21 protein-coding genes are annotated in these 25,946 nt (G+C 61.1%); 5 read left to right on the plus strand and 16 right to left on the minus strand.

Annotated features, from left to right (window positions below; all coding sequences use genetic code 11):
* Window positions 1-152 precede the first annotated feature (152 nt).
* The gene (locus tag MAFF_RS27495) at window positions 153-1,292 is read left to right on the plus strand and encodes a helix-turn-helix domain-containing protein (protein WP_244420630.1); all 1,140 of its coding nucleotides are present in this window, start codon (window positions 153-155) and stop codon (window positions 1,290-1,292) included.
* A 110-nt stretch (window positions 1,293-1,402) separates the two neighbouring features.
* Here MAFF_RS27495 and MAFF_RS27500 read toward each other — a convergent pair whose 3' ends face one another.
* The 6 genes from MAFF_RS27500 to MAFF_RS27525 all read right to left on the minus strand — a co-directional run bounded on the left by MAFF_RS27500 (window position 1,403) and on the right by MAFF_RS27525 (window position 9,641).
* On the minus strand, window positions 1,403-1,951 hold the full coding sequence (locus MAFF_RS27500) for an HdeD family acid-resistance protein (protein WP_010914275.1): 549 nt from the start codon (window positions 1,949-1,951) through the stop codon (window positions 1,403-1,405).
* Window positions 1,948-5,115, minus strand: a complete 3,168-nt coding sequence (locus MAFF_RS27505; protein ID WP_010914276.1) for an efflux RND transporter permease subunit — start codon at window positions 5,113-5,115, stop codon at window positions 1,948-1,950. The genes MAFF_RS27500 and MAFF_RS27505 overlap by 4 nt, the downstream gene beginning before the upstream one ends.
* On the minus strand, window positions 5,112-6,236 hold the full coding sequence (locus MAFF_RS27510) for an efflux RND transporter periplasmic adaptor subunit (RefSeq protein ID WP_032928906.1): 1,125 nt from the start codon (window positions 6,234-6,236) through the stop codon (window positions 5,112-5,114). The genes MAFF_RS27505 and MAFF_RS27510 overlap by 4 nt, the downstream gene beginning before the upstream one ends.
* A gap of 80 nt (window positions 6,237-6,316) precedes the next feature.
* Window positions 6,317-6,889, minus strand: a complete 573-nt coding sequence (locus tag MAFF_RS27515) for an HdeD family acid-resistance protein (RefSeq protein ID WP_032933082.1) — start codon at window positions 6,887-6,889, stop codon at window positions 6,317-6,319.
* Between the two features lie 56 nt (window positions 6,890-6,945).
* Complete coding sequence (locus MAFF_RS27520) at window positions 6,946-8,190, minus strand: arginine deiminase (RefSeq protein WP_032928907.1); 1,245 nt, start codon at window positions 8,188-8,190, stop codon at window positions 6,946-6,948.
* A gap of 17 nt (window positions 8,191-8,207) precedes the next feature.
* A complete protein-coding gene (locus MAFF_RS27525) occupies window positions 8,208-9,641 on the minus strand; it encodes a basic amino acid/polyamine antiporter (RefSeq protein ID WP_010914280.1) in 1,434 nt (477 codons plus the stop codon).
* 281 nt (window positions 9,642-9,922) lie between these two features.
* Between MAFF_RS27525 and MAFF_RS27530 the strand changes: the two genes are divergently transcribed.
* Complete coding sequence (locus tag MAFF_RS27530; RefSeq protein ID WP_010914282.1) at window positions 9,923-11,353, plus strand: basic amino acid/polyamine antiporter; 1,431 nt, start codon at window positions 9,923-9,925, stop codon at window positions 11,351-11,353.
* A gap of 291 nt (window positions 11,354-11,644) precedes the next feature.
* Here MAFF_RS27530 and MAFF_RS27540 read toward each other — a convergent pair whose 3' ends face one another.
* The 3 genes from MAFF_RS27540 to MAFF_RS27550 all read right to left on the minus strand — a co-directional run bounded on the left by MAFF_RS27540 (window position 11,645) and on the right by MAFF_RS27550 (window position 12,821).
* Entirely contained in the window at window positions 11,645-12,040 is a 396-nt protein-coding gene (locus tag MAFF_RS27540; protein ID WP_044549376.1) for a cupin domain-containing protein, read from the minus strand.
* A 122-nt stretch (window positions 12,041-12,162) separates the two neighbouring features.
* Window positions 12,163-12,513: a glycine zipper domain-containing protein gene (locus MAFF_RS27545; RefSeq protein WP_341872709.1), complete on the minus strand. Its 351-nt coding sequence runs from the start codon at window positions 12,511-12,513 to the stop codon at window positions 12,163-12,165.
* Between the two features lie 8 nt (window positions 12,514-12,521).
* Window positions 12,522-12,821 carry a hypothetical protein gene (locus MAFF_RS27550; protein ID WP_065000072.1) on the minus strand — a complete coding sequence of 100 codons (300 nt, stop codon included), beginning with the start codon at window positions 12,819-12,821 and terminating at the stop codon, window positions 12,522-12,524.
* 527 nt (window positions 12,822-13,348) lie between these two features.
* On the opposite strand from MAFF_RS27550, the gene MAFF_RS27555 reads away from it, so the two are divergent.
* Entirely contained in the window at window positions 13,349-14,308 is a 960-nt protein-coding gene (locus MAFF_RS27555) for an aldo/keto reductase (RefSeq protein ID WP_010914285.1), read from the plus strand.
* Between the two features lie 89 nt (window positions 14,309-14,397).
* On the plus strand, window positions 14,398-15,090 hold the full coding sequence (locus tag MAFF_RS27560; RefSeq protein ID WP_010914286.1) for a N5-glutamine methyltransferase family protein: 693 nt from the start codon (window positions 14,398-14,400) through the stop codon (window positions 15,088-15,090).
* A gap of 54 nt (window positions 15,091-15,144) precedes the next feature.
* On the opposite strand, the gene MAFF_RS27565 is transcribed toward MAFF_RS27560, so the two are convergent.
* From MAFF_RS27565 to MAFF_RS27585, 5 genes are read right to left on the minus strand one after another with little or no spacing between them, the layout of a single operon-like run.
* On the minus strand, window positions 15,145-15,411 hold the full coding sequence (locus MAFF_RS27565; protein WP_010914287.1) for an acyl carrier protein: 267 nt from the start codon (window positions 15,409-15,411) through the stop codon (window positions 15,145-15,147).
* 43 nt (window positions 15,412-15,454) lie between these two features.
* Window positions 15,455-17,011 carry a class I adenylate-forming enzyme family protein gene (locus tag MAFF_RS27570; RefSeq protein ID WP_044549378.1) on the minus strand — a complete coding sequence of 519 codons (1,557 nt, stop codon included), beginning with the start codon at window positions 17,009-17,011 and terminating at the stop codon, window positions 15,455-15,457.
* Window positions 17,001-19,028: an asparagine synthase (glutamine-hydrolyzing) gene (gene asnB / locus MAFF_RS27575; protein ID WP_010914289.1), complete on the minus strand. Its 2,028-nt coding sequence runs from the start codon at window positions 19,026-19,028 to the stop codon at window positions 17,001-17,003. Before asnB ends, MAFF_RS27570 begins: the two co-directional genes overlap by 11 nt.
* Window positions 19,029-19,034: 6 nt before the next feature.
* Window positions 19,035-20,018, minus strand: a complete 984-nt coding sequence (nadE, locus tag MAFF_RS27580) for an NAD(+) synthase (protein WP_080511952.1) — start codon at window positions 20,016-20,018, stop codon at window positions 19,035-19,037.
* Complete coding sequence (locus MAFF_RS27585; RefSeq protein WP_010914291.1) at window positions 20,015-22,768, minus strand: non-ribosomal peptide synthetase; 2,754 nt, start codon at window positions 22,766-22,768, stop codon at window positions 20,015-20,017. The genes nadE and MAFF_RS27585 overlap by 4 nt, the downstream gene beginning before the upstream one ends.
* 315 nt (window positions 22,769-23,083) lie before the next feature.
* Here MAFF_RS27585 and MAFF_RS27590 point away from each other — a divergent pair, with 315 nt between their 5' ends.
* Window positions 23,084-23,809 (plus strand): AAA family ATPase, encoded by a 726-nt coding sequence (locus tag MAFF_RS27590; protein ID WP_010914292.1) that lies wholly within the window; start codon window positions 23,084-23,086, stop codon window positions 23,807-23,809.
* A 130-nt stretch (window positions 23,810-23,939) separates the two neighbouring features.
* Here MAFF_RS27590 and MAFF_RS27595 read toward each other — a convergent pair whose 3' ends face one another.
* On the minus strand, window positions 23,940-24,200 hold the full coding sequence (locus tag MAFF_RS27595; RefSeq protein ID WP_157866095.1) for a DUF768 domain-containing protein: 261 nt from the start codon (window positions 24,198-24,200) through the stop codon (window positions 23,940-23,942).
* 69 nt (window positions 24,201-24,269) lie between these two features.
* Window positions 24,270-25,757 (minus strand): calcium-binding protein, encoded by a 1,488-nt coding sequence (locus tag MAFF_RS27600; RefSeq protein ID WP_010914294.1) that lies wholly within the window; start codon window positions 25,755-25,757, stop codon window positions 24,270-24,272.
* Window positions 25,758-25,946: the final 189 nt, after the last annotated feature.

A 25,946-nucleotide genomic window follows, 5' to 3' on the forward strand; every position in this document is an offset into this window, starting at 1 on the left:
ATAAAGACTATATATTATGATATACTAATACATCAGAGCCTTCGATATCGTGTCGTGGCGGCAGGGTTTTCTAATGGCTCAGATCGAGATCTCGTCTCGCTCTACCGCCTTCTCACCCTGTGCCCGCTTTGTGCGCCGTCGAGGATCCTGTCGTGACCTCGCACGTGGCGAACGCGGCTCCGGCAGGATGGAACGCGCATGCGATCCTCGAACCCCCGGCTAACCCCGCCGCCGAGCCAACATTGGTCGTTCCGGAACAAACTCCAATTCCCTGCTTCGAATTCTCGACCGGCGATTTGCCTCCGAAGGATCAGTTTGCGGCGTGGCGTCAGAGCTTTGCGACCATGCTCGACTTTGTCGAGCCGGGCGATACGGAGGCCGGTTTCGCCGGCACGCAGGTCATCTGGGATCTGGGCGATCTTGCTTTGGCTCAGGTCAGCACCAATGGTTTGGACTTCACCAGTCTGGCGGGTCACGTTCGCCGTGATCCTGTCGATCATTGGTTGGTGACCCTCATCCAGGACGGCAGATCGCAGACGATCACTCCCTCCAAGTCTTTCGACGGGGACGCCGGATCGGTGCAGGTGCATCCGCTTGGCCGGGTCTTCGAGGGAAGCGTTACAGACAGCGAAATGCTGCTGCTGTTCGTACCCCGCGACTTCTGCCGTGACATGAGTTGGGGTCTCGCCGCGGCCGAGTTCTCCGTCCTTCGTGGAGGCATGGGACCGCTGCTAGCCGACTATCTGGCCAGTCTCGTCCAGCGGCTTCCCACGATGGGTGTCAATGATCTTCCGGGCTTGCTCAGTGCGACCCGAGCGATGCTCCAGGTTTGCATCGCACCATCTCCTGATCATCTCACCGAAGCTCATGACCCGATTTCGGCTACCTTGCTCGAGCGCGCCCGTCGATTCGTGCAGCACCATCTTTTCCAGCCCGATCTGTCTATCGAGCAAATGACGCGCGAACTCGGGATATCGCGTTCCCGGCTCTACCGGCTTTTTGAGGCTTCCGGAGGAATCGTGCACTACATCCAGCATCGGCGCCTCCTGGCAGCCCATGCAGCGCTCGCGGATCCGAATGACCGCCGTCGAATTCTGGACATTGCCGACGAATACGGCTTCGGTGATGGCGCGGAATTCAGCCGCGCATTCAGGCGCGAGTTCGGGTACTGCCCGAGCGAAGTGAGAACTGGCGTCAAAAACGGCCCATCGCATTGGCACATGGACGAGGTGGAAACCGCCGCCCCCGGCCTGCGGTTGGGCCAGCTCCTTCGGCGACTGCAGGCGCAATGACCAGGCATGGTCGATATCGCTGAAGTCCGGCTGGGAATTCGGGCCAATCCCGTCAGCCTGTGAATCCGCGGATCCGCAGCAATCAAAATCACCAGCGGACTGCCGAGGATCTACGCTGTCTTCGCCGTCGGCAACCAGCCATATGTCAGCCATGCCATACCATGCGAAATCAGGTCGATACCCAGCAAAAGCCCAAGCACCCAAAGGCCGGTCGAGGGCCATCCAGTCAGGAGAACAAGTCCGGCCAGAAATCCGAATGTTCCGGACAGAACCATCGTCCAGCCGACGTCGCTCCAGTGCCTGACGCCGACAAACAGGCGAACGACGCCTGAGGCCACAAGCAGCAGTCCAAGTACGTAGGTCAGGACAAGCGCGCCCGACACAGGCTGCCTCACCGCCATGGCTCCGAAAACGACGTACAGGATGCCGAGAAGAAACTGCCAGATGAAGCCGCTCCATCCTTTCATCCAGAAGGCGTGCATCATCTCGAACGCACCCACGACGATGGCGGTAACACCAATGACTATGGCGCTGATCACGGTCGCCAGCGCCAAGTCGCCCAAGACGAATATGCCCCCGACAATCAGCACAAGGCCAAGAAGAATGCGAACCGATGTGGGTGGCAAACTCGATACGGTTCCATTCTCATAGGCAGTCATGCCTTGCCCCTCGATTGCGGGACTACCTCATCGGTGTTCGATTCCGCCATCGGCCGGACAGTTGCCCATTCCGCAATATGCTGGATCGCCGCGAATAAGGCCGGGATGATGAATAGGCCGATCGTCGTTGCGGCCAGCATGCCGCCAAAGATTGTGACACCCACAGCCTGGCGCGCGCCGGCGCCGGCGCCGGTGGACACCGCCAGTGGGATGATGCCCAGAATGAAGGAGAGAGCCGTCATCATCACGGCGCGGAAGCGCTGCTCGGCACCGAGTCTTGCCGCTTCGGCGATCGATTGCCCCTCTTCGCGGCGTTCCTTGGCGAATTCGACGATCAGGATGGCGTTCTTCGACGCCAGCCCGATGAGCAGCACGATGGCGATCTGCACATAAAGGCTGTTTTGCAGTCCGAAAAGCACGAGCGCCCCGGTGGCACCGAACAGGGCGGCTCCAAGGGACAGAATTACGGCGATCGGCAGCATCCAGCTTTCGTACTGCGCCACCAGGAACAGATAGGCGAACAGGAAGGCCAGTCCGAAAATGACGCTCTCCTGTCCGGCGCTGCGCCGCTCCTGGAAGGACAGGCCGGACCACTCGTAGCCATAGCCGGCCGGCAACGCCTCGGCCGCGACGCGTTCGATGGCATCCATCGCCGCTCCGGAACTGCCGCCTGGCGCGACTTGGCCGTTGATCTGTGCCGCTACCGACAGGTTGTAGCGGGAGATGACGAAGGGTGCGAGTACGGTGCTGGTCGATACCACCGCCCTGAGCGGCACCATCGCGCCCGTCCGGCTGCGAACATGGAGATTGAGGATATCCTCGGCGTCCCCGCGATGCTCGGCGTCAGCCTGCAGGTTGACCTGGAAGACCCGCCCGTGCAGCGTGAAATCATTCACATAACGCGACCCGAAGCTGGCGCCGATCGTCGAATAGATGTCGGACACGCTCACTCCAAGCGCTTCGGCGCGGGTCCGGTCGACATCGACGTAAATCTGCGGCACATCGGCGCTGAAGGTTGTCGCCACGCCGCCGATTTCCGGCGCCTGGTTGATCGCCGTAACGAATGCTCGTACTACCGCCGCGATCTCTTCCGGCGGCTGCCCCTGCAAAGCCTGCAGGCGCAGATCGAGGCCTCCGACCGCGCCGATGCCGGAAATGGCCGGCGGCGAAAAGACGGCAACATTGGCGCCTGGAATGGTCGAGAATTGCGCGCGCAATCTTGCGAGGATGGCGTCCAGCCGCAGATCCGGCGTGTTGCGCTGATCCCAGGGATCCAGCGCCGCGACCACCATCGCTCCGTTGGGAGATTGCGTCCCCTGCACGATGCTGAAGCCGGCGACCGAAATGACGTTTTCGACGCCTTTTGTCGCCGATAAGGTCTTTTGAACCTCTCCCACAATCGCTCTCGTACGATCGAGCGAGGCGGCATTGGGAAGCTGGATATCGACAAACAGGGCGCCTTGGTCCTCGTCCGGCAGGAAGGTCGAGGGCAGGCCGCTGAACAGCAGGTAGGCGCCCAGGAAGCAGGCGGCAAGCGCGGCGAGAGGTATGATCCACAGGCGCACCAGGAAACCGACCAGCCGGCCATAGCCGACACGCGTCGCGTTCATGAAGCGCGCGAACCAGCCAAGCGGACCGCGCCGGTATCCGCGCTGTCCGCGCCTCAGCAGGATGGCGGCGAGTGCCGGGCTGAGTGTGAGGCCGACGACGGACGAGATAACCAGCGCCGCCGACAAGGTGACCGCGAACTGGCGGTAGAGCTGCCCGCTTATGCCGGACAGGAAAGCTGTCGGGATCACCACGGCAAGGAGGACGAGCGTGGTGGAAATGATCGGACCCGTGATCTGCCCCATCGCCTTGCGGGCGGCCGCCACCGTTTCGACCGTGGGGTCGTCCTCCATGACATGCTTGACGTTCTCGACGACAAGGATGGCGTCGTCGGCGACCAGTCCGATCGCCAGCACCAGGGCCAGCAGCGAAATCGAGTTTATCGAATATCCGAATGCCAGCAGGACGGCGATGGCACCCAGCATCGCGACGGGCATGGCCAGCGCCGAGACCAGGGTGGCGCGCCAGTCCTGCAGGAACAGGTAGGTGACGACGAGCACGATCAGGAAAGCCTCGCCGAGGATCCGCACGATGAGCGAGAGGCTCGTCCGGACGAACCGTGTCGCATCGTAGACGACCTGGTATTGCAGGCCGGGAGGAAACGTGGGTGAAAGGCGCTGTAGCTCGGCGCGCACGGCGTTGGCGGTCTGGATCGCGTTGGCTCCCGGCGCCTGGTTTATCTGCAGCATCGCCGTGTCATGCCCGGCGAAGCTCGCGCTCGATGAATAACTGCGGGCGCCGAGTTCTATACGTGCGATATCGTGCAACCGTACGATCGCCCCGGCCTCGCCTGTGCGTATGACGATGTCGCCGAATTCATCCGTGCTCAAGAGGCGGCCGCGAGCCACGAGCGTATATTGCAGCTCGGTGCCTTCCCGCGCTGGTGGGGCGCCGGCCTGGCCAAGCGAGGCCTGGATGTTCTGCCGCTGAATGGCGGCGGCCACGTCATCGGCCGTTATGCCCAGGGCATCCATGCGTGCCGGATTCAGCCATATGCGCATCGAGTATTCGGACGCGCCGACGACGGAAGCCTCACCGACACCGCTGACGCGCGAGAGTGCATCGGCGATCGTCGTCGAGGTGAAATTGGTGATCTGCAGCACGTCGAGCTTGCTGTCCGGAGAATAGAAGGCGATGCCGAGCACGAAATCGGGCGATCGCGACCGCACGGACACGCCTTGCTGGGTGACCGCGGCGGGCAATTGGGAAATCGCCAGTTGCGCCCTGTTCTGCACATTGACCTGCGCAATGTCGGGATTTGTGCCGACTTCGAACGTCACGGACAGCGAATATTGCCCGGCATTCGAACTGGTCGACGACATGTACATCATGTTGGGGACGCCATTGATGGCCGTCTCCAGGGGGCCGCCGACGACATCGGCAATCACTTCCGCGCTCGCCCCGGGGTAGAAGGCAGTGACGCTGACGGTGGGCGGCGTGATCTCTGGATATTGCTGCACCGGCAGCGAAAAGATGGCGATCGCGCCCGCAATCGAAATGACGATCGACAAGACGATCGCCAGCCGGGTGCGGGTGATGAAGAGATCGGAAATCATGTGCCGCCGCCGACCGGCTGGCCTTGGCTCGGCTGAACCGTCATGCCCTGGGCGAGACGTTGGATTCCCTCGACGACGACCTGCTCGCCGCCGTCAAGGCCCTTGGTGACCGCCCATCCATTGCCGACGCGTGCGCCTGTGTGGATGCGCTGCTGCGAGACGATATTGTCCTTGCCGAGCAGATAGACGAAGCGCCCCTCGCGATCCTGCAGCACCGCTGTCTGGGGCACCACCGGCAAGCTAGGGGCGTCTTTCTCCTGCACATAAAGAGTGACGAACTGTCCTGGCAGGAGGATGTGACGAGGATTGGGGAAAACCGCACGGGCCGCGACCGTCCCGGTCTGCGGGTCGATCTCGTTCTCGATAAATTCGATGCGGCCGGGCGTGCCATAGTCCGTCCCGTTGGCAAGACGCAGCGAGAGTTTCAGCGTATTCGGATCGAGGCCGCCGCCGCTCGCCTGCTGCTGGCGGATCGTCACAAGCAACCCCTCGGTCACGGCGAAAGCGACGCGGACGGTGTCCAGGCTGACTATCCGTGCCAGCGAACCGGAATCCGGTCCGACAAGATTGCCCGTCGTGAACGTCGCGCGGCCAATGCTGCCGGAGATCGGGGCCGTGATATGAGCATAGGACAGGTTGAGTTCGGCGGTATCCAGTGCGGCCTGAGCGACCTGCACATCGGCGGAAGCGACATCGAATGCTGCTTGGACCTCGTCCACCGTGGCCTGCGAGACGGTTCTTCGGGCCAACAGGTCGCGGTTGCGCGCCAGGCTCCGCTCGGCCGATATTCGTGTTGCGTCGGCACGCGCCACCTGCGCCCGCGCCGAAGCGACCAGCGCATTAAGCTGATCCGGCTCGATTTCAAACAGCGTGTCCCCAGCCTTTACCGCTTGCCCATCCTTGAAATCGACGGAGTGCAGAAAGCCGGTGACACGCGCCCGGATGTCGACTGCTTCTATCGCTTCCACACGACCGGTAAACTGCGCGGGATTGCTGACCTGCTGAACCTCGATCTTCTCGACGACGACCGCGGGAGGCGGCGCCTGCCTTGCACCAGGCTGCTGGGCGAATGAAACCGAACTGACGAAAGGTGGTGCGGCGCCCCCCAAGCAGGCAGCCATCAAGCAAGCCCAAGAAGCGCGACTGATCCATCGCCGCCTCGCTACGGAACGATGTCGCTCGGATCTTTCGCACGGCGCCCTCATGGCCGAGCTCTACGCATCGTCAGGGCAATGGCCATATAGGCGCCGCCGGCGACAAGGAGAGAAATGCCGGCAACCGTGCCTGGCGTGTAAATGCTGGTAAAGGGCAACTTCAATGCGAGCGTAGCGCTGGCCGCCAGCGCGACCAGGCCCGATATCGCGAACCACTGCCAACCATCTTGATCGCGCACCCGCAACGCGAGGGCGACTTGCAGGATGCCCTGCACCAGAAACACCAAGGCGATCAGAAGCGTGATCGCGAGAGCGCCCTTGAAGGGATTGAAGTATATCAGGATGCCGCCGACGAGTTCGACCGCGCCCGTGAGTTCTTGCCAGATGAATCCGCTCCATTCCTTAACCCGCAGGGATTGAACCATCTTCACGATGCCCGCGAGCGAAAGGACGATTCCAAGGACAACACTCGCCGCGAATGTGGAAACAGCCGGCAGCGCTACGGCCAGGACTCCAGCCAATGCCAGGGTAAGGCCCAAGACCAGGAACCATCCCCATTTGGAATGCAGGGACGCTGCTCGACGTTGGTGATCGGTTCCGCCCATGGAAGCGCCGCTCATTGTCGATTGCCTAACCAGAGAGACACCCATCTCCGATCCTCGGAAATGCTCTGCCGTCAGTAGTCCACCGCATCACGGATTATCGGACAGGTCATGCAATGGCCGCCACCACGACCGCGACCCAGTTCCGCGCCGATGATGGTGATGACCTCGATGCCCTCCTTGCGCAGAAGCGTGTTTGTATAGGTGTTGCGGTCATAGGCGTACACGACGCCCGGTGAGGCGCACACGAGGTTGGCGCCACTATCCCATTGGGTGCGCTCGCGCATATAGGCGTTGCCGCCGGTCTCCACGACGCGCATCTTCTTGAGGCCGAGCGCGTCGCGTACCGTCTCGACAAAGGTACCCTTGTCCTTGTGCAACTCGACGCCGCCCTTGCCGTCCGGCCGGTAGGAGAACGCCTCGATGCCATTGACGATATCGGGGTAGAGCAGCACGCAGTCGCGGTCGGCAAAGGTGAACACCGTGTCGAGATGCATCGCCGCTCGCAGCTTCGGCATCGCCGCGACGATGACGCGCTCGGCCGCGCCCTTCTCGAACAGCGTCGCCGCGAGCTGGCTGATCGCCTGGCGCGAGGTGCGCTCGCTCATGCCGATCAGCACATTGCCCTTGCCGATCGGCATGACGTCACCGCCTTCCAGCGTGGCGAGGCCCCAATCCTTGGTCGGGTCGCCCCACCACACATTCACCTTGCCGGCGAAGTCGGGGTGGAACTTGTAGATCGAGGTGGTGAGGATGGTCTCCTCATGCCGCGCCGGCCAGTAGAGCGGATTCTGCGTGACGCCGCCATAGATCCAGCAGGTGGTGTCGCGGGTGTAGAGCGTGTTCGGTAGCGGTGGCAGCAGATACTCGTTCACCCCGGCCGCGTCGCGGATCAGCTCGAGCTGTTCGCCGCCGATGGATTCGGGGAATTCGTGTGTCGAGAGGCCACCGATCAGCGTCTCCGCCAGATCGCGGTTGGAGAGCCCTTCCAGATAGGAGCGCACCTCGTCGACGAGGCCGAGGCCAATCTGGTTCGGCACCACCTGATTGTCGAGGATCCATTTCTTCCCCTCGGGGACGGCGACGGTCTCGGCAAGGAGGTTATGCATCTCCACCACCTCGACACCGCGGTCGCGCATCTTGGTCATGAAATCGAAATGGTCGCGTTTTGCGTTGTCGACCCAGAGCACATCATCAAACAGAAGTGCGTCGCAGTTACTGGGCGTCAGGCGCTGATGGGCGCGGCCGGGCGCGCAGACCATGACCTTGCGAAGCTGGCCGACTTCGGAATGCACGCCGAATTTCGTTTCCATCGCCATGGCTCGGGCCTTTCTCGTCAAGGTGTAATGGCGCCGGTCAGCAGGCCGACGAAACCAGCAAGGCCGGCGACCAGGGTGACGGCGAAGATGATGAGTTCGACCGATGTGAAGAACCGCGCCTTCTGTTCGCGCCGCGCCCACAGGTAGAGGATGGTTCCCGGCACGAAGAGCACCGCCACCAGAAGCACGTATTTCAAGCCGGCGGCCACAAACATGATGAGGGTGTAGACGACGGCGATCCAGGCGAATAGCTGGTCGCGCCCGCGTTCGCCGGGCGTGGTCTGGTACCCCTCGCCGCGACGGGCGATCAGCACGCCATAGCCCGCGACCAGCAGGTAGGGCAGCAGCGCCGTCACGCTTGTCATGTCGAGCATGAAGTTGAAGGCGTCGCGTGACCAGTAGGTTGAGATGATGAATAGCGAGACGACGATGTTGGTCAGCCAAAGCGCGTTGGCGGGAACCCGGTTGCCGTTCTGCGCCGCGAAAAGCTTCGGCATGTCCTGCGACTTTGCGGCGGCGAACAGCACCTCGGCGCAGATCAGCGACCAGGCGAGATACGCGCCGAGCACTGACACCAGCACGCCGACGGAAATGAACACCGCGCCCCAATGTCCCACGACCAGTTCGAGCGCGCCGGCAAGCGAGGGCTGCTGGACCCCGGCGATGGCGGCACGGGGAGCCGTGGCGTAGGGCAGCAGGGTGATGGCCACCATCAGGCCGGTGACGCCGACAAAACCCAGAATGGTGGCGGTGCCGACGTCCGAACGCTTCTGGGCGAAGCGCGAATACACGCTCGCCCCCTCGATACCGAGGAAGACGAAAACGGTGATCAGCATGGTGTCGCGCACCTGCGCCACCAGGGTCTTTTCCGGCATGCCCACGCCGCCGAGAAAGTTCTCGGAGAATTGCGTGTAGTTGAACGCGATCGCCATGGCGAGGATCGCCACGATGATCGGTACGATCTTGGCGACCGTCACCACGCTGTTGATGAAGGTGGCCTGCTCGACGCCGCGCAGGATCATGAAATGGAAGGCCCAGATGCCGACCAGCGAGACGATGATCGCGATCGCGGTGCTGCCATCCCCGAAAATCCCTGGGAAGAAGCGCCCGAGCGTCGATCCGATCAGCACCCAGTAGAAGACGTTTCCGAGGCAGCTTCCGAGCCAATAGCCGAACGCCGAGAGGAAGCCCATATAGTCGCCGAATCCCGCCTTCGCGTAGGCGAAGACGCCGGAATCGATATCGGGTCTCTTCTCGGCCAGCGCCTGGAACACTCGGGCCAGCATGTACATGCCGGTCCCGGCGATACACCAGGCGATGATGGCGCCGAACGGGCCTGTCGCGGTGGCGAACCTGCCGGGCAGATTGAAGATGCCGGCCCCGATCATCGATCCGACGACCATTCCGATCAAGGCGAACAAGGACAGCTTCTGCTCGGACTTACCTGTCACGTCTCTCTCCCGGTGATGGGCGACCAAGCGAGCCCGCCTTCGATGGGCGAAGTAAATCTATGCTTTTGAAATGAGCGTGAAATTAGCTGAGAATCTCACGGCTTGGCACTAAGTCTCTATTTCGGAGCTTCGGCGCAATACACCGCGCGGCGCAGTTACATCTGCTGGACTTGTGACTTTCGCCGATGCAGCATCGGGTGGTCGACCAGTGCAGCGACCTGCCGGATCGGCTTGGCGGACGGATTTCGCTTGTGCAGTGACCACCGACTCGAGACGCGGCCATGGCATCCCAGACCTCGCAGAAGCTTTCTCTCGCCGCACTGACGGCGATGGTTGTCGGGTCGATGATCGGCGCCGGCATATTTGCGCTGCCGCGCACCTTTGGCGCCGCCACCGGACCGATTGGAGCCGTCATCGCCTGGTGTATCGCCGGGACCGGGATGTATACATTGGCCCTGGTCTTTCAGGCGCTTGCGGCGCGCAAGCCCGAGCTCGATGCCGGCATCTTTTCCTATGCAAAAGCCGGCTTCGGTGACTACGCCGGTTTTCTCTCCGCGTTTGGCTATTGGCTGGTTGCCTGCATTGCCGACGTCTCATACTGGGTTCTGATCAAGTCGACGCTCGGCGCGTTCTTCCCGGTTTTCGGCAACGGCGACACGGTCCCGGCAGTGGTGGTCTCGTCGATCGCACTCTGGCTGTTCCACTTCACGATCCTGCGCGGGATCAGGGAAGCTGCCTTCATCAACACCGTTGTCACGGTCGCAAAAGTTATTCCCATTCTTGTCTTCATTTTGATTCTGGCTGGAACGTCCAACGCGAACATCTTCGTCACCAACCTGTGGGGCGGAGAACTGGCAGCGCGAAGCGGTCTCTTCGAGCAGATACGAGCGACCATGCTGGTCACAATCTTTGTGTTCATCGGGATTGAGGGAGCAAGCGTCTATTCTCGCTATGCGAAGGACCGCGCCGACGTCGGACGCGCGACGATCCTTGGCTTCATCGGCGTGCTGTTCCTGCTGGTCCTGGTGACGCTCCTGCCTTATGCCGTGCTTCCGCAGGCGGAAATCGCCGGCTTGCGCCAGCCCTCGATGGCTGCCGTGCTGGAGGCCGTCGTTGGTCACTGGGGCGCTGTTTTCGTCAGCGTGGGGCTGATCGTATCGTTGCTCGGCGCTTATCTCGCCTGGTCGTTGATCTGTGTCGAGGTGCTGTTCGCGGCCGCAAAGAGCGGCGACATGCCAAGGATTTTTGCGCGTGAAAATCGCAACAACGTCCCGGCCGCCGCGCTGTGGCTGACCAATGTGATCATTCAAGCTTTCCTCATAAGCACGCTTTTCTCGCAAGATGCGTTCGCGCTCATGGTGAAGTTGAGCAGTGCCATGGTGTTGATACCTTACCTGCTCGTGGCCGGGTACGGCTTCCTTCTCGCCTTGCGCCGAGAAACCTATGACGCCGAACCGGCACAACGATCCCGCGACCTGATCGTGGCCGGCATTGCCACATTGTATGTTGCGTTCATGATCTACGCAGGCGGCCTGAAATTTCTATTGCTGTCATCCATTCTCTACGCACCCGGTACGCTGCTCTATGTTCAGGTCAGACGGGAGCAGAACATGCCGGTGTTGGTCGGCGTGGAATGGATAGTGTTGGCGGCCGCGGCAATTGGTTGCCTCGTTGGCATTTACGGAATTGCCAGCGGCGACATCGTTCTCTAGCCGAGCGAGCGGGGGTATTCCACTCGCCGAAGTCGCTCATATAGGGAGACTTCGTCCAGCTTGCCCTCGGAAAGAAGTTCGACAGCGCTCGTGCGCAGTTGCGCCGCGCGGTAACTGCCCGCGGCAATTCCTTGTTCGCGGCAGACCCGATGGTAGACCCGCTTCAAGAGGATCATATCGCTGCGAGAAGCAATTCCAAACGTTGAAGTCTTGGGACTGGTCACCGCGTCCTAGTGTGCCTTTGCCTGTGGATCATGACACCATCGGTTTCGTCTACGCCCAGAAAGACCGTTATTCGGTCGTCTTGCCATTGAAATGTTCTTTGGACGCTTCGGCATCCGCCTTGGTGGCGTGCACCGTTCCATCCATATGTTCAGGTGGGGCGTAGAGCGTGTAGAGTTTCAGCGGCTTCTTGCCTGTGTTCTTCACGTTGTGCCGCGCACCCGCGGGGCCAATCATAGCCATATCGGACTTTATGTCGGAGGCAACGCCGTCGATCCATATCTCTCCTGTGCCCTTTTCCACCCGGAAGAACTGATCGCGGTCGTGATGAACTTCCGCTCCGATTTCCTCCCCAGGCTGGAGCGCCATCAGCACGAGTTGCATCCTTCTTGTCGTATAGAGCACGCGTCGGAAGGCGTTGTTTTCTTCGGTCAGGTCCTCAATGTCGCCCACAAAACCTTTCATGACGATTTCTTTCTCCACGCGTCATCGGGTGACCGCCAAGTCCGCTCCCAACAGGCTCGGTCCGAGAGATCTCCTAAACCAGTCATGCGTCGCTCGCCCGGCGAGCTTAGGCGCGAACGCCATCACCTGCATCGCGCCTCGAAGATTCGCCCGTGCCGATCGCGATATCGACAGTAGCCGCGGCGGTCGGTCGCCGCACCGATCAAGGTACCGGCGACGGCCCCGATCGCACCGCCAACGACCGCATTTCGCACGTCGTTACCTCCAGCTGCTGTTCCGAGCGCGGCACCGCCAACCCCCCCGATCACAGCGCCTCTTTCCGCGTTGGTGCAGCCTGCCAAACCCGAGATGACTGCAAGAGCGAGAGCCAATTTCCTCATGATGTTCTCCTCGTCAGGTACCGAGCAATCTTGAGTGGTGGCGCCCTGGATTGAAGGGCGGAAAGCATCTGCACGCATCAGGCATCTCTTCATCGGAGCTGTCAGCCTCGTATGAGCGCTCCGACGAAACCGGCCAGCAAAATCAGGACAAGACCTCCCAGCAGACCTGCTATACCAGCCCCGATCAACATAGTCGGCGTCAGGCCACCGGCGTGATGGCCAACGAGGGGGCCGACACCCGGGATCCGCGCAGAGGGCCACACAAAAAGTACGCCGCCGATGCCGCCGATCAAACCATTGGCTGTTCTGCCGAGGCTGAAGCTTGGCACCCAGCGGCCTAGCGCAATTCCGCTTGCGGCGCCGCAGATGAACTCCACGACCAACAGCATGGTTGCGACCAAAGGCGTGGCTCCACCACAGAATCTGAACCGGCTGCTTCCGCGGGGCTCGTGTAAGCGCATCGCGCAGATGCCTGTTCCCACAACGTACCGAGTTGCTGCACTTTATCTGCCCGGACGCGTGAAGAAATTAGCTGAAAATCCCGTGGCTGGGCTGTACGTCTCTTTGTGAAGTGCCGGCCTCCAGCGTCACGCGAACTCCCAATGTTCGGGCATCCAGATTTCGGTCTGGATGACGGGGTTTGGCTCAAACTCGGGCAGCAGCCAAACGGTCGCCTCTAACCCTTGAAGGCGCCATACTTTGCGGTTGCATTGGAAGGCTATGGCTCACCATCATTCGGTCACCTGTGGCCCCGATCCGAGATGTACAGATACGTCATTTCATGCCGCCTTTTGCGCTGGATACACCACCAGCAGCAATCGCAGCAAATGAATGATGCCTTTCTTGCTTGTCTTTGACAGAAAGACAAAAGGATCATTCGACTGCGATTGCAGCAGGCTTAATGCCGGAATGAAAGCGGGTCTTCGCCATGAAGATGGTGTTTGTCGAAGCTATCGGCAGCAAAGTATCAAGTATCGGTTTTGGCTGCGCTTCGCTTGGTTCGCGCATCGGAGCGCGCCAGGGAATCGAGACGCTCGAACGCGCCTACGAAGCAGGGGTAACCTGGTACGACGTGGCGCCTTCATATGGCGACGGGATGGCTGAATCGATCTGGGGCGAATTTGCATCGAGAAAGCGCGATCGCGTCTGCGTCTGCACCAAGGTTGGCATGCGTCCGCCGAAGACCTCCGCCACCATGCGACTGCTGAAGCCGTTGTCGCGGATCGCTGTTGCGACGGTTCCGGCGCTTAAGCAGAATGCTTCAAGAGTGCGCCCCGCGCCATTCAAGGTGCCGCTGTCCGCGGAGTTGATAAGATCAAGCGTCGAGGAGAGCCTGGGGCGTCTTCGCACGGACTATGTCGATGTCCTCGCACTGCATCGTCCGACCGCCGAAGAACTTGTTCGCGAGGATATCATCCGGGCCGTGGAGCGCGTGGTGCAGGATGGGAAAGCCCGGGCCATTTCGGTCGCAGGACACCTCGATGCTGGAATGACGGCTCTCAAGGAATCGCTGCCTTATCGGTTCGTGCAGATTGCCAATACCCCGCTGGAGCCGAACCTCGCGAAATTGAAGGCGCGCGCTCACCGGCACAGGACGTTCGTAACGCACGGGACATTCTCGGGCCTCGATCGAATCGTCGCGAAATTCAATACGCGGAAGGAAATACTGGCCGCTCTTGGCGACCTCGGATACCACGGTAGTCCCAAGGAAGTTGCTATCGCATTTCTCGCCGATTACGCATTCGCGACGAATTCGGCCGGCGTCACCCTGGTCTCCATGTTCAAGAAGGAGCATCTCGATTTCAATCTGCGGCGATTGAAGAGCGATCCACCCCCCGAGCGCTTGAATGCCGTCGCCGCCGCGCTCGACTTGGATGTGAAAGACTGACCGGCTGGCGACTTGCCCGGATTCTGCAACGACAGGTTTGACCGGCGTGCGAATGCCGAACACCTATACAGGGAAGATCAGGGGTTACCATGAGCAAAGAGTTCAGTGTTGCCGACGCCTATGGCTCGGGCCGCGCCATCTTCATGGGACTTGAGCTGCTCGTCGCGCCTGGTGCGCTCGTGCCCCGGCCAGAGACGGAATTGCTGGGCACGACGGCCCTTGGTGTCTTGCATCAAATGAACCTGCCGGCCCCGCGCATCGTCGACATGTGCTGCGGCACTGGCAATCTGGCATGCGCCATCGCCCACCACATTCCCGCGGCACGCGTCTGGGCGAGCGACCTTACCGATGGATGCGTCGACGTGGCACGCCGTAACGCCGCCCATCACGGCATGGCTGACCGTGTTTCGGTGCTTCAGGGCGACTTGTTCGACGCTCTCTCGGGCCTGGGGCTTGACCGGACGATCGACGTGATCGTCTGCAATCCGCCCTACATTTCAGAAAAGCGGCTCGAGGGCGACCGCGCACATCTGGTCGAGCTCGAGCCGCGTGAGGCGTTCGCGGCCGGCCCTTACGGCCTGAGCATCCATATGCGGGTGGTGAAAGACGCGCCGCTATACTTGCGGCCTGGCGGCATCCTGCTCTTCGAGGTCGGCCTTGGCCAAGATCGGCAGGTGATGGGACTGCTGGAGCGCAGCAAGCAATACGAGAACATCCGCGCTGTGTCGAACGAAGCGGGCGAGGGCCGGGTGGTTCTGGGACAAGCCAGGGCGCAGGCATGAGCGTGCGGAAAGCCAGGGCAATCGCCGGAACCGATCTGGGCTTTATGCCGACGATCAGTTCATTTTGCGGATGATGTATTGCTCGATCCCTTGAATGGAATCGAGGTTTTCAGGCAAGAGCTCGCTATCTTCGACGATGATGCCAAAGGTCTCCTCGATAAAGCCAATGATCTCCAGCACCCCCGTCGAGTCGACGATGCCTTGATCGAGCAAGGACGTGTCGTTCATCAATGCCTTCACGTCGCTCACGTAGAAATTCGAAACCAGGAAATTGCGGATCTGCTCGCTATAGGTTCCGGCGCGGTCCTTGATCGTCAACATGAATTCACCTCTGTAGCGACACCACCAATTTAGCGACCCCGCCTCATGACAGGGCCGTTTTCTTGAGTTTACCGGTATCCGTCATCGGCAGGCTGGCCACGACGACGATGGACTTCGGAACCATGAAGTTTTCCAGTCGTTTCTGGCACTCCATCTGCAGCTGTTTTTCGCCGATGGTTCTTCCGTTCTCCATCACGACAAACGCCTTCACCGCCTGCCCAAGGAGTTCGTCGGGAACACCGATCACCGCTGCTTCCCGGACGCCGGGAATATCCATAAGCACGTTCTCCACTTCCTTCGGCGCTACCTTCTCGCCTCGCGACTTTATGATCTCGTCGCCACGGCCGACGAAGTAGAGGTAACCTTCCGCGTCCATCCGGCAGTAGTCTCCGGTGTATAGGACCTGCTCGCCGGGCAGCGGGCCGGGTTTGAGCTTCCTGGCCGTCGCTTCGGGCTTGCCCCAGTATCCCTTCATCACCGTTGCGCCGCGAATGACGAGCTGGCCGACGACGCCGGGGCCGACCCGCCTGTCATGTTCGTCAACGATCCACATTTCCGTATTCGGGATTGCGATCCCGACGCTCAATGGCTTTCGCTTGAGATCCTCGGGTGGCAAATAGGTGCAACGCTTGCATTCGGTGAGGCCGTACATCGAATAAATGCGTGCACTCGAAAACAGCTCCCGAAGCATGAGAATATGCTTGAGGGGCAGGGCTGCCGCGGTGTTTGTCACGTAGCGAATGCTTGAGAAATCCTGGTCCTTGAGAGACCTGAGTTCGGAGAGTGCCGCGAAGATGGTCGGCACGCCGGGAAAGCCCGTAATCCCCTCTTGCCTGATCAGCCCAAGGACCTGCGCCGGGAAAGCGAACGAACGTTCGAGCACCAGCCGGGCGCCGGTGCGAAACGCCATGATCATCTGGTACAGGCCGTAGTCGAAGGCGAGGGGCAGGACATTGAGGATCACCTCGTCCTCGGCAAGCTCGAGGTAGGAAGCGATCGACGTGCATGCGGTCATCATGTTTCTGTGCGTCAGCATCACGCCCTTGGGTTCGCCTGTCGAGCCGGACGTGTAGATGATGGCGGCAAGATCGATATCGATGCAACGCCGCGCCGGCGGTGCATCGCCGCCGTTGCCGACCGCAGTGTCCCAGCGCACGGCACGCGGCAATCGGGAGAGCTCGGGATCATCGATTGATCCCGAAACGATCATCCGCAGAAGCGACTGGCAGCCGCGCGCAGGCTCGCGGAAGATCGCGTGCAGATGCGCGTCCGTGATCAGCGCCGCCGGTCGGCAGTCGTTAAGCAGATAATCCACCTTGTCGCTCTTGGTCAGCGGGTTGACGATGCACACCACCGCATTCGCCTTGAGCACCGCCCAGAAGCTCACCACCGTCTCGACGGTGTTGTCGGCGAAGATCATCACGCGATCGCCGCGCGCGACCCCTGATGCGGCCAAATCTGTGGCGATTGCATTGGCGCGCGCCTCAAGCTCGCCATAGGTGACACGTTGTTTGCCGCACACCAGCGCCACCTTGTCGCCGAGCCGGCGGGCGGAGTGGGCGAGGTAGTCATGCAGCAAGGGTACGGCATCATGCAACATGCAAGCGCTCCTCCCGATGTTCGCGGTCGACGTCGACGCTGAGCCCACGCACGTGGGTTGCACTGGGACAGCTCGCGACAAACTGCTGGTGAAGGAGCTGGGTCGACAGCACGCCGACAAGCGCCATGTTGTCGGCATTGGAAAGATCACCGTCACCGGTCCTGGCCTGGCACTTGTCGAGCAGGCGTGTGACCGAAACCGGATCGAAAACATTCGCCTTGCGTATCGCCGTCTCCGAAAGCGCTTCGCGAATGTATTCCGGTGCGGCGTCAGCGGCGAAACAAAGCGCGTTGGGCGCTCGGAATGGCTGCTTCTTGCGGGTTACGATCTCGGAGGGCACGATCGGCTGCGCCACGCGTTTCAGCACGTGCTTCTCGTCGAGGACACGCAGCTTGTAGGAAGGCGGAAGTGAATTCGCGAGCCTCACAAGTTCATCGTCCAGGAACGGGAAGCGCCCCTCGACGGAGTGAGCCATCAGCATCCTGTCGCCCTGCGAGGAAAGCAGATAGCCCGACATCAACGTCTGGACCTCGAGATACTGGTCCTGCGCAAGATGGCTCCAGCGCGAAAACGCCGCGGGCAGGCGGGCGAGCAACTCGGACACGGCGTCGCGGCGTTGGGATTCGGCGCGCAGATCCGCGGAGAACAGGCGCTTGATGGCGCCGGTGCTGCGCCAGCGTGTGTCATGGGCAAAGCCAGGCGCGTCATAGGCCTCGATCCCGCGCCCGAAGAACTGGCGCGCCATCGCTTGCTGTTGCACCGGCGAGCGGGTGAGATACGGGTAAAGGCGCTCCAGGAGGCGTGAGCGTCGTGTCGACGCCGGCTGGCGTCCCCAGAATCGGCGGACCTTGGCTTCGCGGAACAGGTCGTAGCCGGCGAACATTTCGTCGGCACCCTCGCCGGTCAGCACGACCTTGATGCCACGCTCGCGCACCAGCCTCGAGAGCAGGAACAGCGGCGCCGGGGCGGTCCTCAGTATCGGGCGCTCGGTGTGGTGGATCACCTCAGGAAAGATTGCCGCGATATCGCCGCGCGAAACCACCACCTCATGGTGCTCGCTGCCGGTTGCTTCGGCAACCAGCCGCTGGAAGCGGGTCTCGTCATATTCGGCGTCGGCAAAACGCAAGGAGAAGGTCTGGAAGCGTCGGCCGGCGAAGCGCCTTCCCAGTGTCGCCACAAGCGAGCTGTCCAGTCCTCCCGAGAGGTAACACCCGACAGGCACGTCGGCGCGCACCATTCGGAGTGCCGTCGCGGCCTCTAGGGCGTCACGCACGCGGTCCACCGCGTCATCGCACGACCCGGTGAACTCGCCCTGCAGCGCTCCGATATTCTCGGGGTAGGAAGGCTGCCAAAAGACCTGCTCGCGAACAGTGCCATCCTGGTAGATGCGGACATGCCCCGGTACGAGCTCGTGGATTCCCTGAAATACCCCTTGCGGTGGAACGACCGTCCAGAGCGTGAAAGTCTGATCGAGGCCGGCAGGATCAAACGCGCGAGGGATGGTTGGATCGGCCGCGAAAATGGCCTTCACTTCACTGGCGAAATAAAGGCGGCCCGCATGCTCACAAAAATGCAGCGGGCAAATGCCGAACCGGTCGCGCGACAAGACGAGGCGACCTGCTATTGAGTCCCAGATTGCGATTGCCCATTGGCCGTTCATCCGCTCGAAGGCCGCTTCGCCCCACGCGCGATACGCATGCAGCGCGACCTCCGTGTCGCTGCGGGTTCGGAAGCGATGGCCAAGCGCAATCAGCTTTTCCCGCAGCTCGACATAGTTGAATATCTCGCCGTTGAACACGATCCAGCTCGTATCGCCTGTGTCCGCAAGCGGCTGCTGGCCGCTGGAAAGATCGACGACGGACAGGCGGGCATGCGCCAGCCCCGCGCGCTTGTCGCGGTAAAGGCCGTGCTCGTCCGGCCCGCGATGCGCCAGCGTGCCCACCATCCGCATCAGCGCCTCGCGTGAAGGAGAAGCCGCCGCGGCGTTCAGGGCCACAATTCCAGCGATGCCGCACATTCCCGGTCAATCCTCGCCAATTTCTACGGAGAGCAAAGGCCGCGCATGAAGATAGTGGGCGGCCCGCCGTTTCGCGTCGATGTCCTTGTAGACTTTCTGCAGCTGGGGCTCGGTGAGGCCAGCAACCGCCGCGACCTCATCGCTGGCGATCCCGTGGTTCAGGCCGTAGAGGCATAGATCCATCAGATGATAGGGCAGCGCGAAGTAGAACTCCTCCTGGCTTTGCGCCATGGAGAATGTGTCGGTGGTCGGTGGTCGCTGGCGGATTTCCTCGTCCACACCAAGATATTCCGCGAGCTGATAGACCTGAGTTTTGTAAAGGTGGACGATCGGCATCACGTCGGCTGTTCCGTCGCCCTGCTTGACAAAAAACCCCTGGTCGTACTCAAGGCGGTTTGGCGTCCCCGCAACCGCGTATTTGAGGCGGTCGGCGTGGTAGTATTCCGTCATCTTGCGCAGGCGCTGTTTATAGTTGGTCGCAGCGACGATCTGCAGATAGGCGGCTGGCGACAGACGCACCGTATCGACCTTGCCTTCTGGATCCTGGACGGTGAGCCGGGTGATGTTGAGGCCGTTGCTCTCGAGAACCGGCTCGATCACCAGCTTGCATTTCCAGCCGTCCCCATAGTCGGGGACGACGGTCCGGATCGCTTCGAGCTGCCGACGGTAGGCGCCGACGGCCTCCACCGCCGGGCCTATGTCTTCCAGGATGTTCTCAATGCCAAGCTGTGCCGCGACGCGGCGGCCAAGTCTCAGGGAGTCGCCGGAGGAATCGCGCTCCGGCATGAACAGTCCCAAGACCTTGTCCTTGCCGAACGCGCGTGTGCACAAGGTCGCGACGACGGAGCTGTCGATGCCGCCGGAAAGGCCGACAACCACCCCGCGGCGGCGGAGCGTGCCAAGAACCTGCTTGCGCAAGGTGTCAACGATGCGATCGACCTCCGCACGAGCATCGAGCGCCAGCATGTCCTTGCTGAAATGTGAGATCACGTCGATGACAGATCCTCCCTTTTGCGAGACTCGGCCGGGGAATAGGTCTGCACGACGGCCGTCTCGATGAGCGGGCGGTTGGTGGCAAGATTGGGCTCTATGACAAGGTCGATGTGGTTGCCCATGATCGGAACCACGTCCAGATGTGCCAGAGCGCTGTCCCAGCCCAAGGCCCGAGGCATTCCCTCCCGGCGACACCGGAACAAGGTGCCGGAGATGGGCAGAGCCGGTTTGGGTGCCTCCAGCCACTGGAAGAAAGACCGCGCCCGCAAGACTTCCTGAAGTTCCAGCTTGGTTCTGAAACTTGTCGGGCTGAACTCTCCCTTGGCAAAGCGATCGAGAGTCCTGGCGAGATACGCCTCGCAGCCCATGGCGACGGTGATCTTCGCAAGGGCTCGGCAAGCCATCCGGTGGGCGGATATCCGATTCGTGCGAATGCGATGGAATGTGCGGGTAAGGGTCTCCCAATGGTTGCTCGGCTCGTCCAGAAGGCTCGTGTCGAGGATACCCAAGAACCTTACCGATCGGCCGGCGGTCAGTAGCCGCGCGGCAACCTCGAACGCAACCGCGCCGCCAAGCGAATGGCCGAGAAGTCGCACGGGGCCGGTAGGTTGGGCGCGGCCTATCTGCTCGAGTGCGGCGGCGGCCATGGCGGAAAGACTGTTGTGTCCATCCAGTATCGCGGCGAGGCCAGGATACCGGATGGGGTTCACCCGGGCGACTTTGCCCATGGCGGCTGCGAACGCAGCCAGGCTCGGGCCATAGCCGACGGACCCGGGGAACAGGAAAAGAACCGGAGGGTGTTGCTTCTTCGCGTGTCGTTCGCCCGCCTGGGCGGATACGACAGCCTCAACCATCTCGTCGAAGCTCATACCGACGGTGAAGGCCTCGAGGCCGAGCTCTTGCCCGATGGCGCTCTCGATTGCCATGACGCAATGCAGCAGCTGCAGCGAATCTCCCCCCGCCTCATCCCAGTTTCCCGCCGCAGTGCCCGTGTTGAGAACCTGCATCCACGCGTGCTGAACCGTTTGCCTTGTATTCAGGTCGCCTCCCGCGGGGAGCGGTCGCGTAGTGGGCGGCTGGACGGCTGGCGCCTTTCTCTCCGAACGATCCATTTCGGTGAGCGTTGCCAGGTCGATCTTCCCTCCCGGCAGGCGTGGGATCTCGGTGATGGTGTGCAATCGCAAGGGACGCAGCGGCGCCGGCAACGTCGTTCTGACGAGCTGACGAAGTTCCTCCGCAAAAGCAGCCCCCGCAAAGCGCTGGGGAACCGCGAATGCGATGAGTTCCTCGGCGGGCGTCACGATTGCCACGGCATCCGCAACCGAAGGCGCGCAACGCAGGACCCGTTCGAGCTCGGCGGGCTCGATGCGTCGACCATTGATCTTGATCTGGCGACCTTTGCGGCCGACGATGCGCAACAGGCCATCATCGTCCAGCCGAACGAGGTCGCCCGTCGCAAAAACCCGAACACCGGGATCGTCCGGATCCGGCCGCGCGGGAACGACGACACCGTTCTCCCAATGACCAAGCAGAACATACGGGCTTCTGATCAGAAGCTCTCCACTCTCGCCTGTCCCGACATTGCGTCCTGCTTCGTCGACAATGGCGAATGCCATCCCGGGAAGCAGCCTGCCAACGGGGATCGAAGCGTCTTGCTCCGGCCAATCCTGCGGCAGGAACCATTGCGAGCCGGTGGTCTCGGTTGACGAGTAGCCGATCTGGATCAGGCACTGGTCCGAAACGGCTTTGCGCAGCAAGGCGATGTCCGTCCAGGACACCTTCTCACCACCGATCCGGGCTACTCTGAGCGACTGGTAGGCGTCAGTGGGGGCCTCGGTCAACAGTGCCCGAAGCAGTGCCGGCACAAGATAGGCGATCGTCACACCTTCGGCTTGAACCCGAGCGCGGACTGCGCGCAGGCCGACCGCCTCCACCTCGAGAAGATGCAACGTGGCGCCCGTCAGCAGTGCGGTAAAAATCTCGCGGCAACCGGCAATCGTGGCGGGCCCGGTCAGCGGCAGGAAAACATCATCCGCGTTGATATGGCACGCGTCCACATATTGCCGGACCCGCCACAGCAGGCTGCGCTGGCTGTTGACGATGCCCTTGGGACGTCCGGTGCTACCTGATGTGTAAAGCACCATTGCGGGTGCATCGACGGAAACGGAAGGGAGCTGCGGCTGCTGTGATGCCTGTTGACCGTTTGGCGCGATGCCGGCGGCAATATCGATCCATAGGACTTCCTGTGCCAAATCGATGGGGCGAACATTTCCAGCGCCTATGATGGCGCCGAGCCGTGCGGCGTCCACAATTTCGATGATCCGAGAACCTGGATCTCTCATGTTGAGCGGAACCGAAGGTCGCCCGGCCGCCATGCTCGCCAGTATCGCCACGGCGTACCAGGCCGAATTAGCCTGAAGGATGCCGACCGCCTGTCCTTCGGGAACGACGGCAGCGACACGGTGCGACAATGTCTCGACAGCCCGGGAAAGCTCGGAATAAGTCAGTCGATTGGTGCCGTCGCCGATCGCGAGCTTGTCGGGATATTGCCTTGCGACGTTTCTAAGGTGATCGAAGACGGGAATGTCCGCAAAGCCGGCGCCCATCTGTTGATAGCGGCGCCAGAGAGGCCCCCCTTCGTCAAGAGCATATTCGGGAATATCTGACCATCTGCGGGTCGTCGTCGGTCGACAATCCACCCACAGATCTTGATCCACCGCTTCAGACTGCAAATACGCTGAAGACATTCAGGGCCCCACCAAGCTGAACGTCGACCATCACTCGCCACCGAAATCTTTTCATCAATCATTCGGATGATGCCTCGATCTTGATCAGACAGCGCTTTCCCGTTCCGGCCTTGCGGGGAGTGCCTGATTCCCCTCCAGTAACGGCCGGTTCGCGGAGGTCCCCGATGATGAGGCACTTACCAAGGGCAATCCCGCGTGCCACCGGCAGCAGGTATGAATGGTCATTCAAATGAACGTTGGTATAGTTTGTAATCTGGCTAAGCTTTGATCCGCAGGCGAACGACTGCTTGCTCGGAGACGGTTGGGCATACCGCCATGATCATCGAATTGTTTGGGCCGCCTGGTGCAGGCAAGACCACACTTCTTCGCGGCCTCTGCCAAGGGATGGCGAAACACGGCATCAACGTGAAGACAGTGAACGGCTATCGCCTGATTGAATATGGGTCGGCCCAGGAAGACGGTCCGGAAGTTCGCCATGGCATTGGGCGCATTGGCAAAAAGATCGCCACCTCCGGCCCAGTCTTGCTGTCGACCCTGCCGAAGGATGGTGTCGCCGCGCGGCTTCTGGCGTCAATCCCGCTACGAAGCCTCACATGGTCATGGCGCATGAAGGTCGACATCGCGCTGCTGTGCGAGTCCTGGCGTCAAGCGCAGGAATCGGAAGGATACTTCATTTTCGAAGAGGGCATAATCCAGGCTTTGTGTGCGTTGGTTGTGCTGGCACGAACTCCAAGCATTGACGTGGTACGCGACTGCCTGGCGTTCTTGCCGCGACCAGACCTCCTTATCCAGCTCGATGCGCCACAGGAAACGTTGCGCCGCCGTCTTATGGATCGGCATGCTCAGCAACCGCTCCTGGAGGTCCTCCTGTTCGAACTCGGCGTGGACAGGGGCTTGAGGCAGGCCGATATCTCAAGGGACATCGGCAAGTGCTTGCGCCAGGATGGGTGGCCCTTGATAAAAGTCAACGGCGCCGAGCCTCACGACCTCGACAAGATCATCACGCGGATCTTGGAAGAGCACGAGACCGTCCCGGTTTGACCAGGCGATAAAACCCAAGCCATTGGCTCGGCTGGCAATGATGAAGTTGGTGGGGCACCTCTCTTCGGTGATGCGGGAGGCCTGTCGTCCATGGATCTGTGCGACGTTGCCGATGCAACCGGCCGCGCAATCATTGCGTATCGCGTTGGTCGAGCACTTCAAGCATGGTGGTCAACATGCTTCCGACTTCTTCAGAGATTTCCTCGGGGCGAATTCCCGCCTTGATGGCGTCCGCCGTCACTTGCTCGGCGAGTTTGGCGGCAAGGGTCGGATCGGACTTGGAATAGGGTGGCACATTATCCTCCACCCATTTCTGCAGGAATTCGATGCCCCGAGTGCTCATGATGGACCGATGCTCGTTGGAGCGGTTCGTTCCATCAAAGTATTTCACCGAAGTATATTTATGTATAATCAAGAAAACGTCAGACCCTTGTGATCAGGGTCTGACGTTCCCCAAGGCTCACGCTACGATGAACGAGGACGCCGTCAAAGACAGATGCGGAGATAGAGTGGCAAACTGGATCTGATGTGCGCCACCCGCGCCGTCGCTGTCGAAAGACAGGGCGCCGGTCGAACTGTTGTAGATGATGTGATCGCCGCTGCTGTGCGCACCCCTGCCTTCGTGGAACGCCGAGGTGGGAAGGGCGCCTGTTTGAAGGCCGGTAAACACACTGTGGTCGAGCACGATCTTGTCCTGGGCCACATTAAAATCGGTGATCTTATCGACATTGCCGGTCTTGAGGGCGGCATTGAAGAAAAAGTAGTCATGGCCCCCATTTCCCGTCAGGACGTCTTTCCCGCCACCGCCGTTGATGACGTTGTTGCCGGCATTGCCGTCTATGGTTTGGGAGAACTCGTTTCCCTTGAGGTTCATGGTTGTAGTGTCGGACTTGCTCGCGATGGCGAGATGTTCGATCTCCGAGCCGGCCGACAGCGCGTAACTCACCGATGCCAGCACGGTATCGTTGCCGCCGCCCGCCAGTTCCACCACCTTGTCGCCGACGTTGTTGACATAGTAGGTGTCGTTGTAGCCACCACCGACCATCGTATCGGCGCCGGTGGTGCCGTGAAGCGCATCCGCGCCGCCCGTGCCGTAGAAAGTGTGATCGCTGCTCGAAGGCACGGTACTGGTTGGGGGCACCGTGCTGGGCGGGGGCACCGTGCTGGTGGGCGGAGTCGTTTCGCCGGTTGAAGGCACGCTGGTGGTGCCCTGATTGTGCTGAAGGAACAAGGCTTGCAGCGCTGGCGAGTTGCCAAGCGCGGTGTCGCCCTGTTGAGAACCCCAGGCATAGGCATAGTCGAAGGCGGGCGATGGCGCCACCTTGGCCCAGTGGTCCAGCATGGTCTGCTCCTGGGCGACGCTGGGAAGGACATATTGGCCGCCCGTATCGGTGGTGTAGTTGCCGCCGCCGAACGTCTGATAAACCGGAACGATCTGGCTGAGCGGAACGCCCGAGGCGACCGCCGCGGCCACGGTCCTGTCGATCATGTTGTAGTCGACGGTGCTTGTGCCGGTGCGCACCGGGTAGGGATCCACGCCGTAATAGTCGATATGCGTGTTGGCGGGATTGAAAGTGTTTGAAAAATCGGGATCAGCCGAAGACCCCATGTTCATCATGGTGATGAAGGTCTTGGCGCCGGGCAGGTTGGTGTGGATCCAGTCGGATTCCGCCTTCAGATTGTCGGCTGTGGCATAGGTTCCCCATTTGCCCGTGGGATCGGGCTCGTCGACGAGGAAGAAGCCGAACACATTCGGATTGCCGATGAAGGGCGTGACTTTCTGAATGAAGGACGAGGTTGCGCCATTGGCTTCATCGAGCCAGACCAGACCTTTCGTGCCAGCCGGTAAGGCGTTGAGTTCGTCCACGGATGAAACGTCGACAAGATTGAACCCGGCGGTTGCGACCTCGGAGGCCGACCCACCCGAGGCATAGTGGAGGGTTGTCATGCAATTTCCTTCGTCTGATTCGATAGCCCCAGTGCCTGCCTATTGGAAAGGATATATTAGGGCCAAATCAAATACCGGCGCCCATTGATAGAATCGTTGATCATGGCAAGGAGAGCCTATGCGACGGGAAGGCTGCCCTGGTCCTGTTACTTGTTGATTGTTTAGGGATATTTCAGCGCGGCGACGCAG

It is taken from the genome of Mesorhizobium japonicum MAFF 303099 (genome assembly GCF_000009625.1).
GTDB classification, from domain to species: Bacteria; Pseudomonadota; Alphaproteobacteria; order Rhizobiales; family Rhizobiaceae; genus Mesorhizobium; species Mesorhizobium japonicum.

Coding starts and splice junctions, on each gene's coding strand:
- MAFF_RS27500 (WP_010914275.1), bottom strand. CDS start 1,951: ATGACTGCCTATGAGAATGGAACCGTATCGAGTTTGCCACCCACATCG.
- MAFF_RS27505 (WP_010914276.1), bottom strand. CDS start 5,115: ATGATTTCCGATCTCTTCATCACCCGCACCCGGCTGGCGATCGTCTTG.
- MAFF_RS27510 (WP_032928906.1), bottom strand. CDS start 6,236: ATGGCTGCCTGCTTGGGGGGCGCCGCACCACCTTTCGTCAGTTCGGTT.
- MAFF_RS27515 (WP_032933082.1), bottom strand. CDS start 6,889: ATGAGCGGCGCTTCCATGGGCGGAACCGATCACCAACGTCGAGCAGCG.
- MAFF_RS27520 (WP_032928907.1), bottom strand. CDS start 8,190: ATGGCGATGGAAACGAAATTCGGCGTGCATTCCGAAGTCGGCCAGCTT.
- MAFF_RS27530 (WP_010914282.1), top strand. CDS start 9,923: ATGGCATCCCAGACCTCGCAGAAGCTTTCTCTCGCCGCACTGACGGCG.
- MAFF_RS27540 (WP_044549376.1), bottom strand. CDS start 12,040: ATGAAAGGTTTTGTGGGCGACATTGAGGACCTGACCGAAGAAAACAAC.
- MAFF_RS27545 (WP_341872709.1), bottom strand. CDS start 12,513: ATGAAGAGATGCCTGATGCGTGCAGATGCTTTCCGCCCTTCAATCCAG.
- MAFF_RS27555 (WP_010914285.1), top strand. CDS start 13,349: ATGAAGATGGTGTTTGTCGAAGCTATCGGCAGCAAAGTATCAAGTATC.
- MAFF_RS27560 (WP_010914286.1), top strand. CDS start 14,398: ATGAGCAAAGAGTTCAGTGTTGCCGACGCCTATGGCTCGGGCCGCGCC.
- MAFF_RS27565 (WP_010914287.1), bottom strand. CDS start 15,411: ATGTTGACGATCAAGGACCGCGCCGGAACCTATAGCGAGCAGATCCGC.
- MAFF_RS27570 (WP_044549378.1), bottom strand. CDS start 17,011: ATGTTGCATGATGCCGTACCCTTGCTGCATGACTACCTCGCCCACTCC.
- asnB (WP_010914289.1), bottom strand. CDS start 19,028: ATGTGCGGCATCGCTGGAATTGTGGCCCTGAACGCCGCGGCGGCTTCT.
- MAFF_RS27585 (WP_010914291.1), bottom strand. CDS start 22,768: ATGTCTTCAGCGTATTTGCAGTCTGAAGCGGTGGATCAAGATCTGTGG.
- MAFF_RS27590 (WP_010914292.1), top strand. CDS start 23,084: ATGATCATCGAATTGTTTGGGCCGCCTGGTGCAGGCAAGACCACACTT.
- MAFF_RS27600 (WP_010914294.1), bottom strand. CDS start 25,757: ATGACAACCCTCCACTATGCCTCGGGTGGGTCGGCCTCCGAGGTCGCA.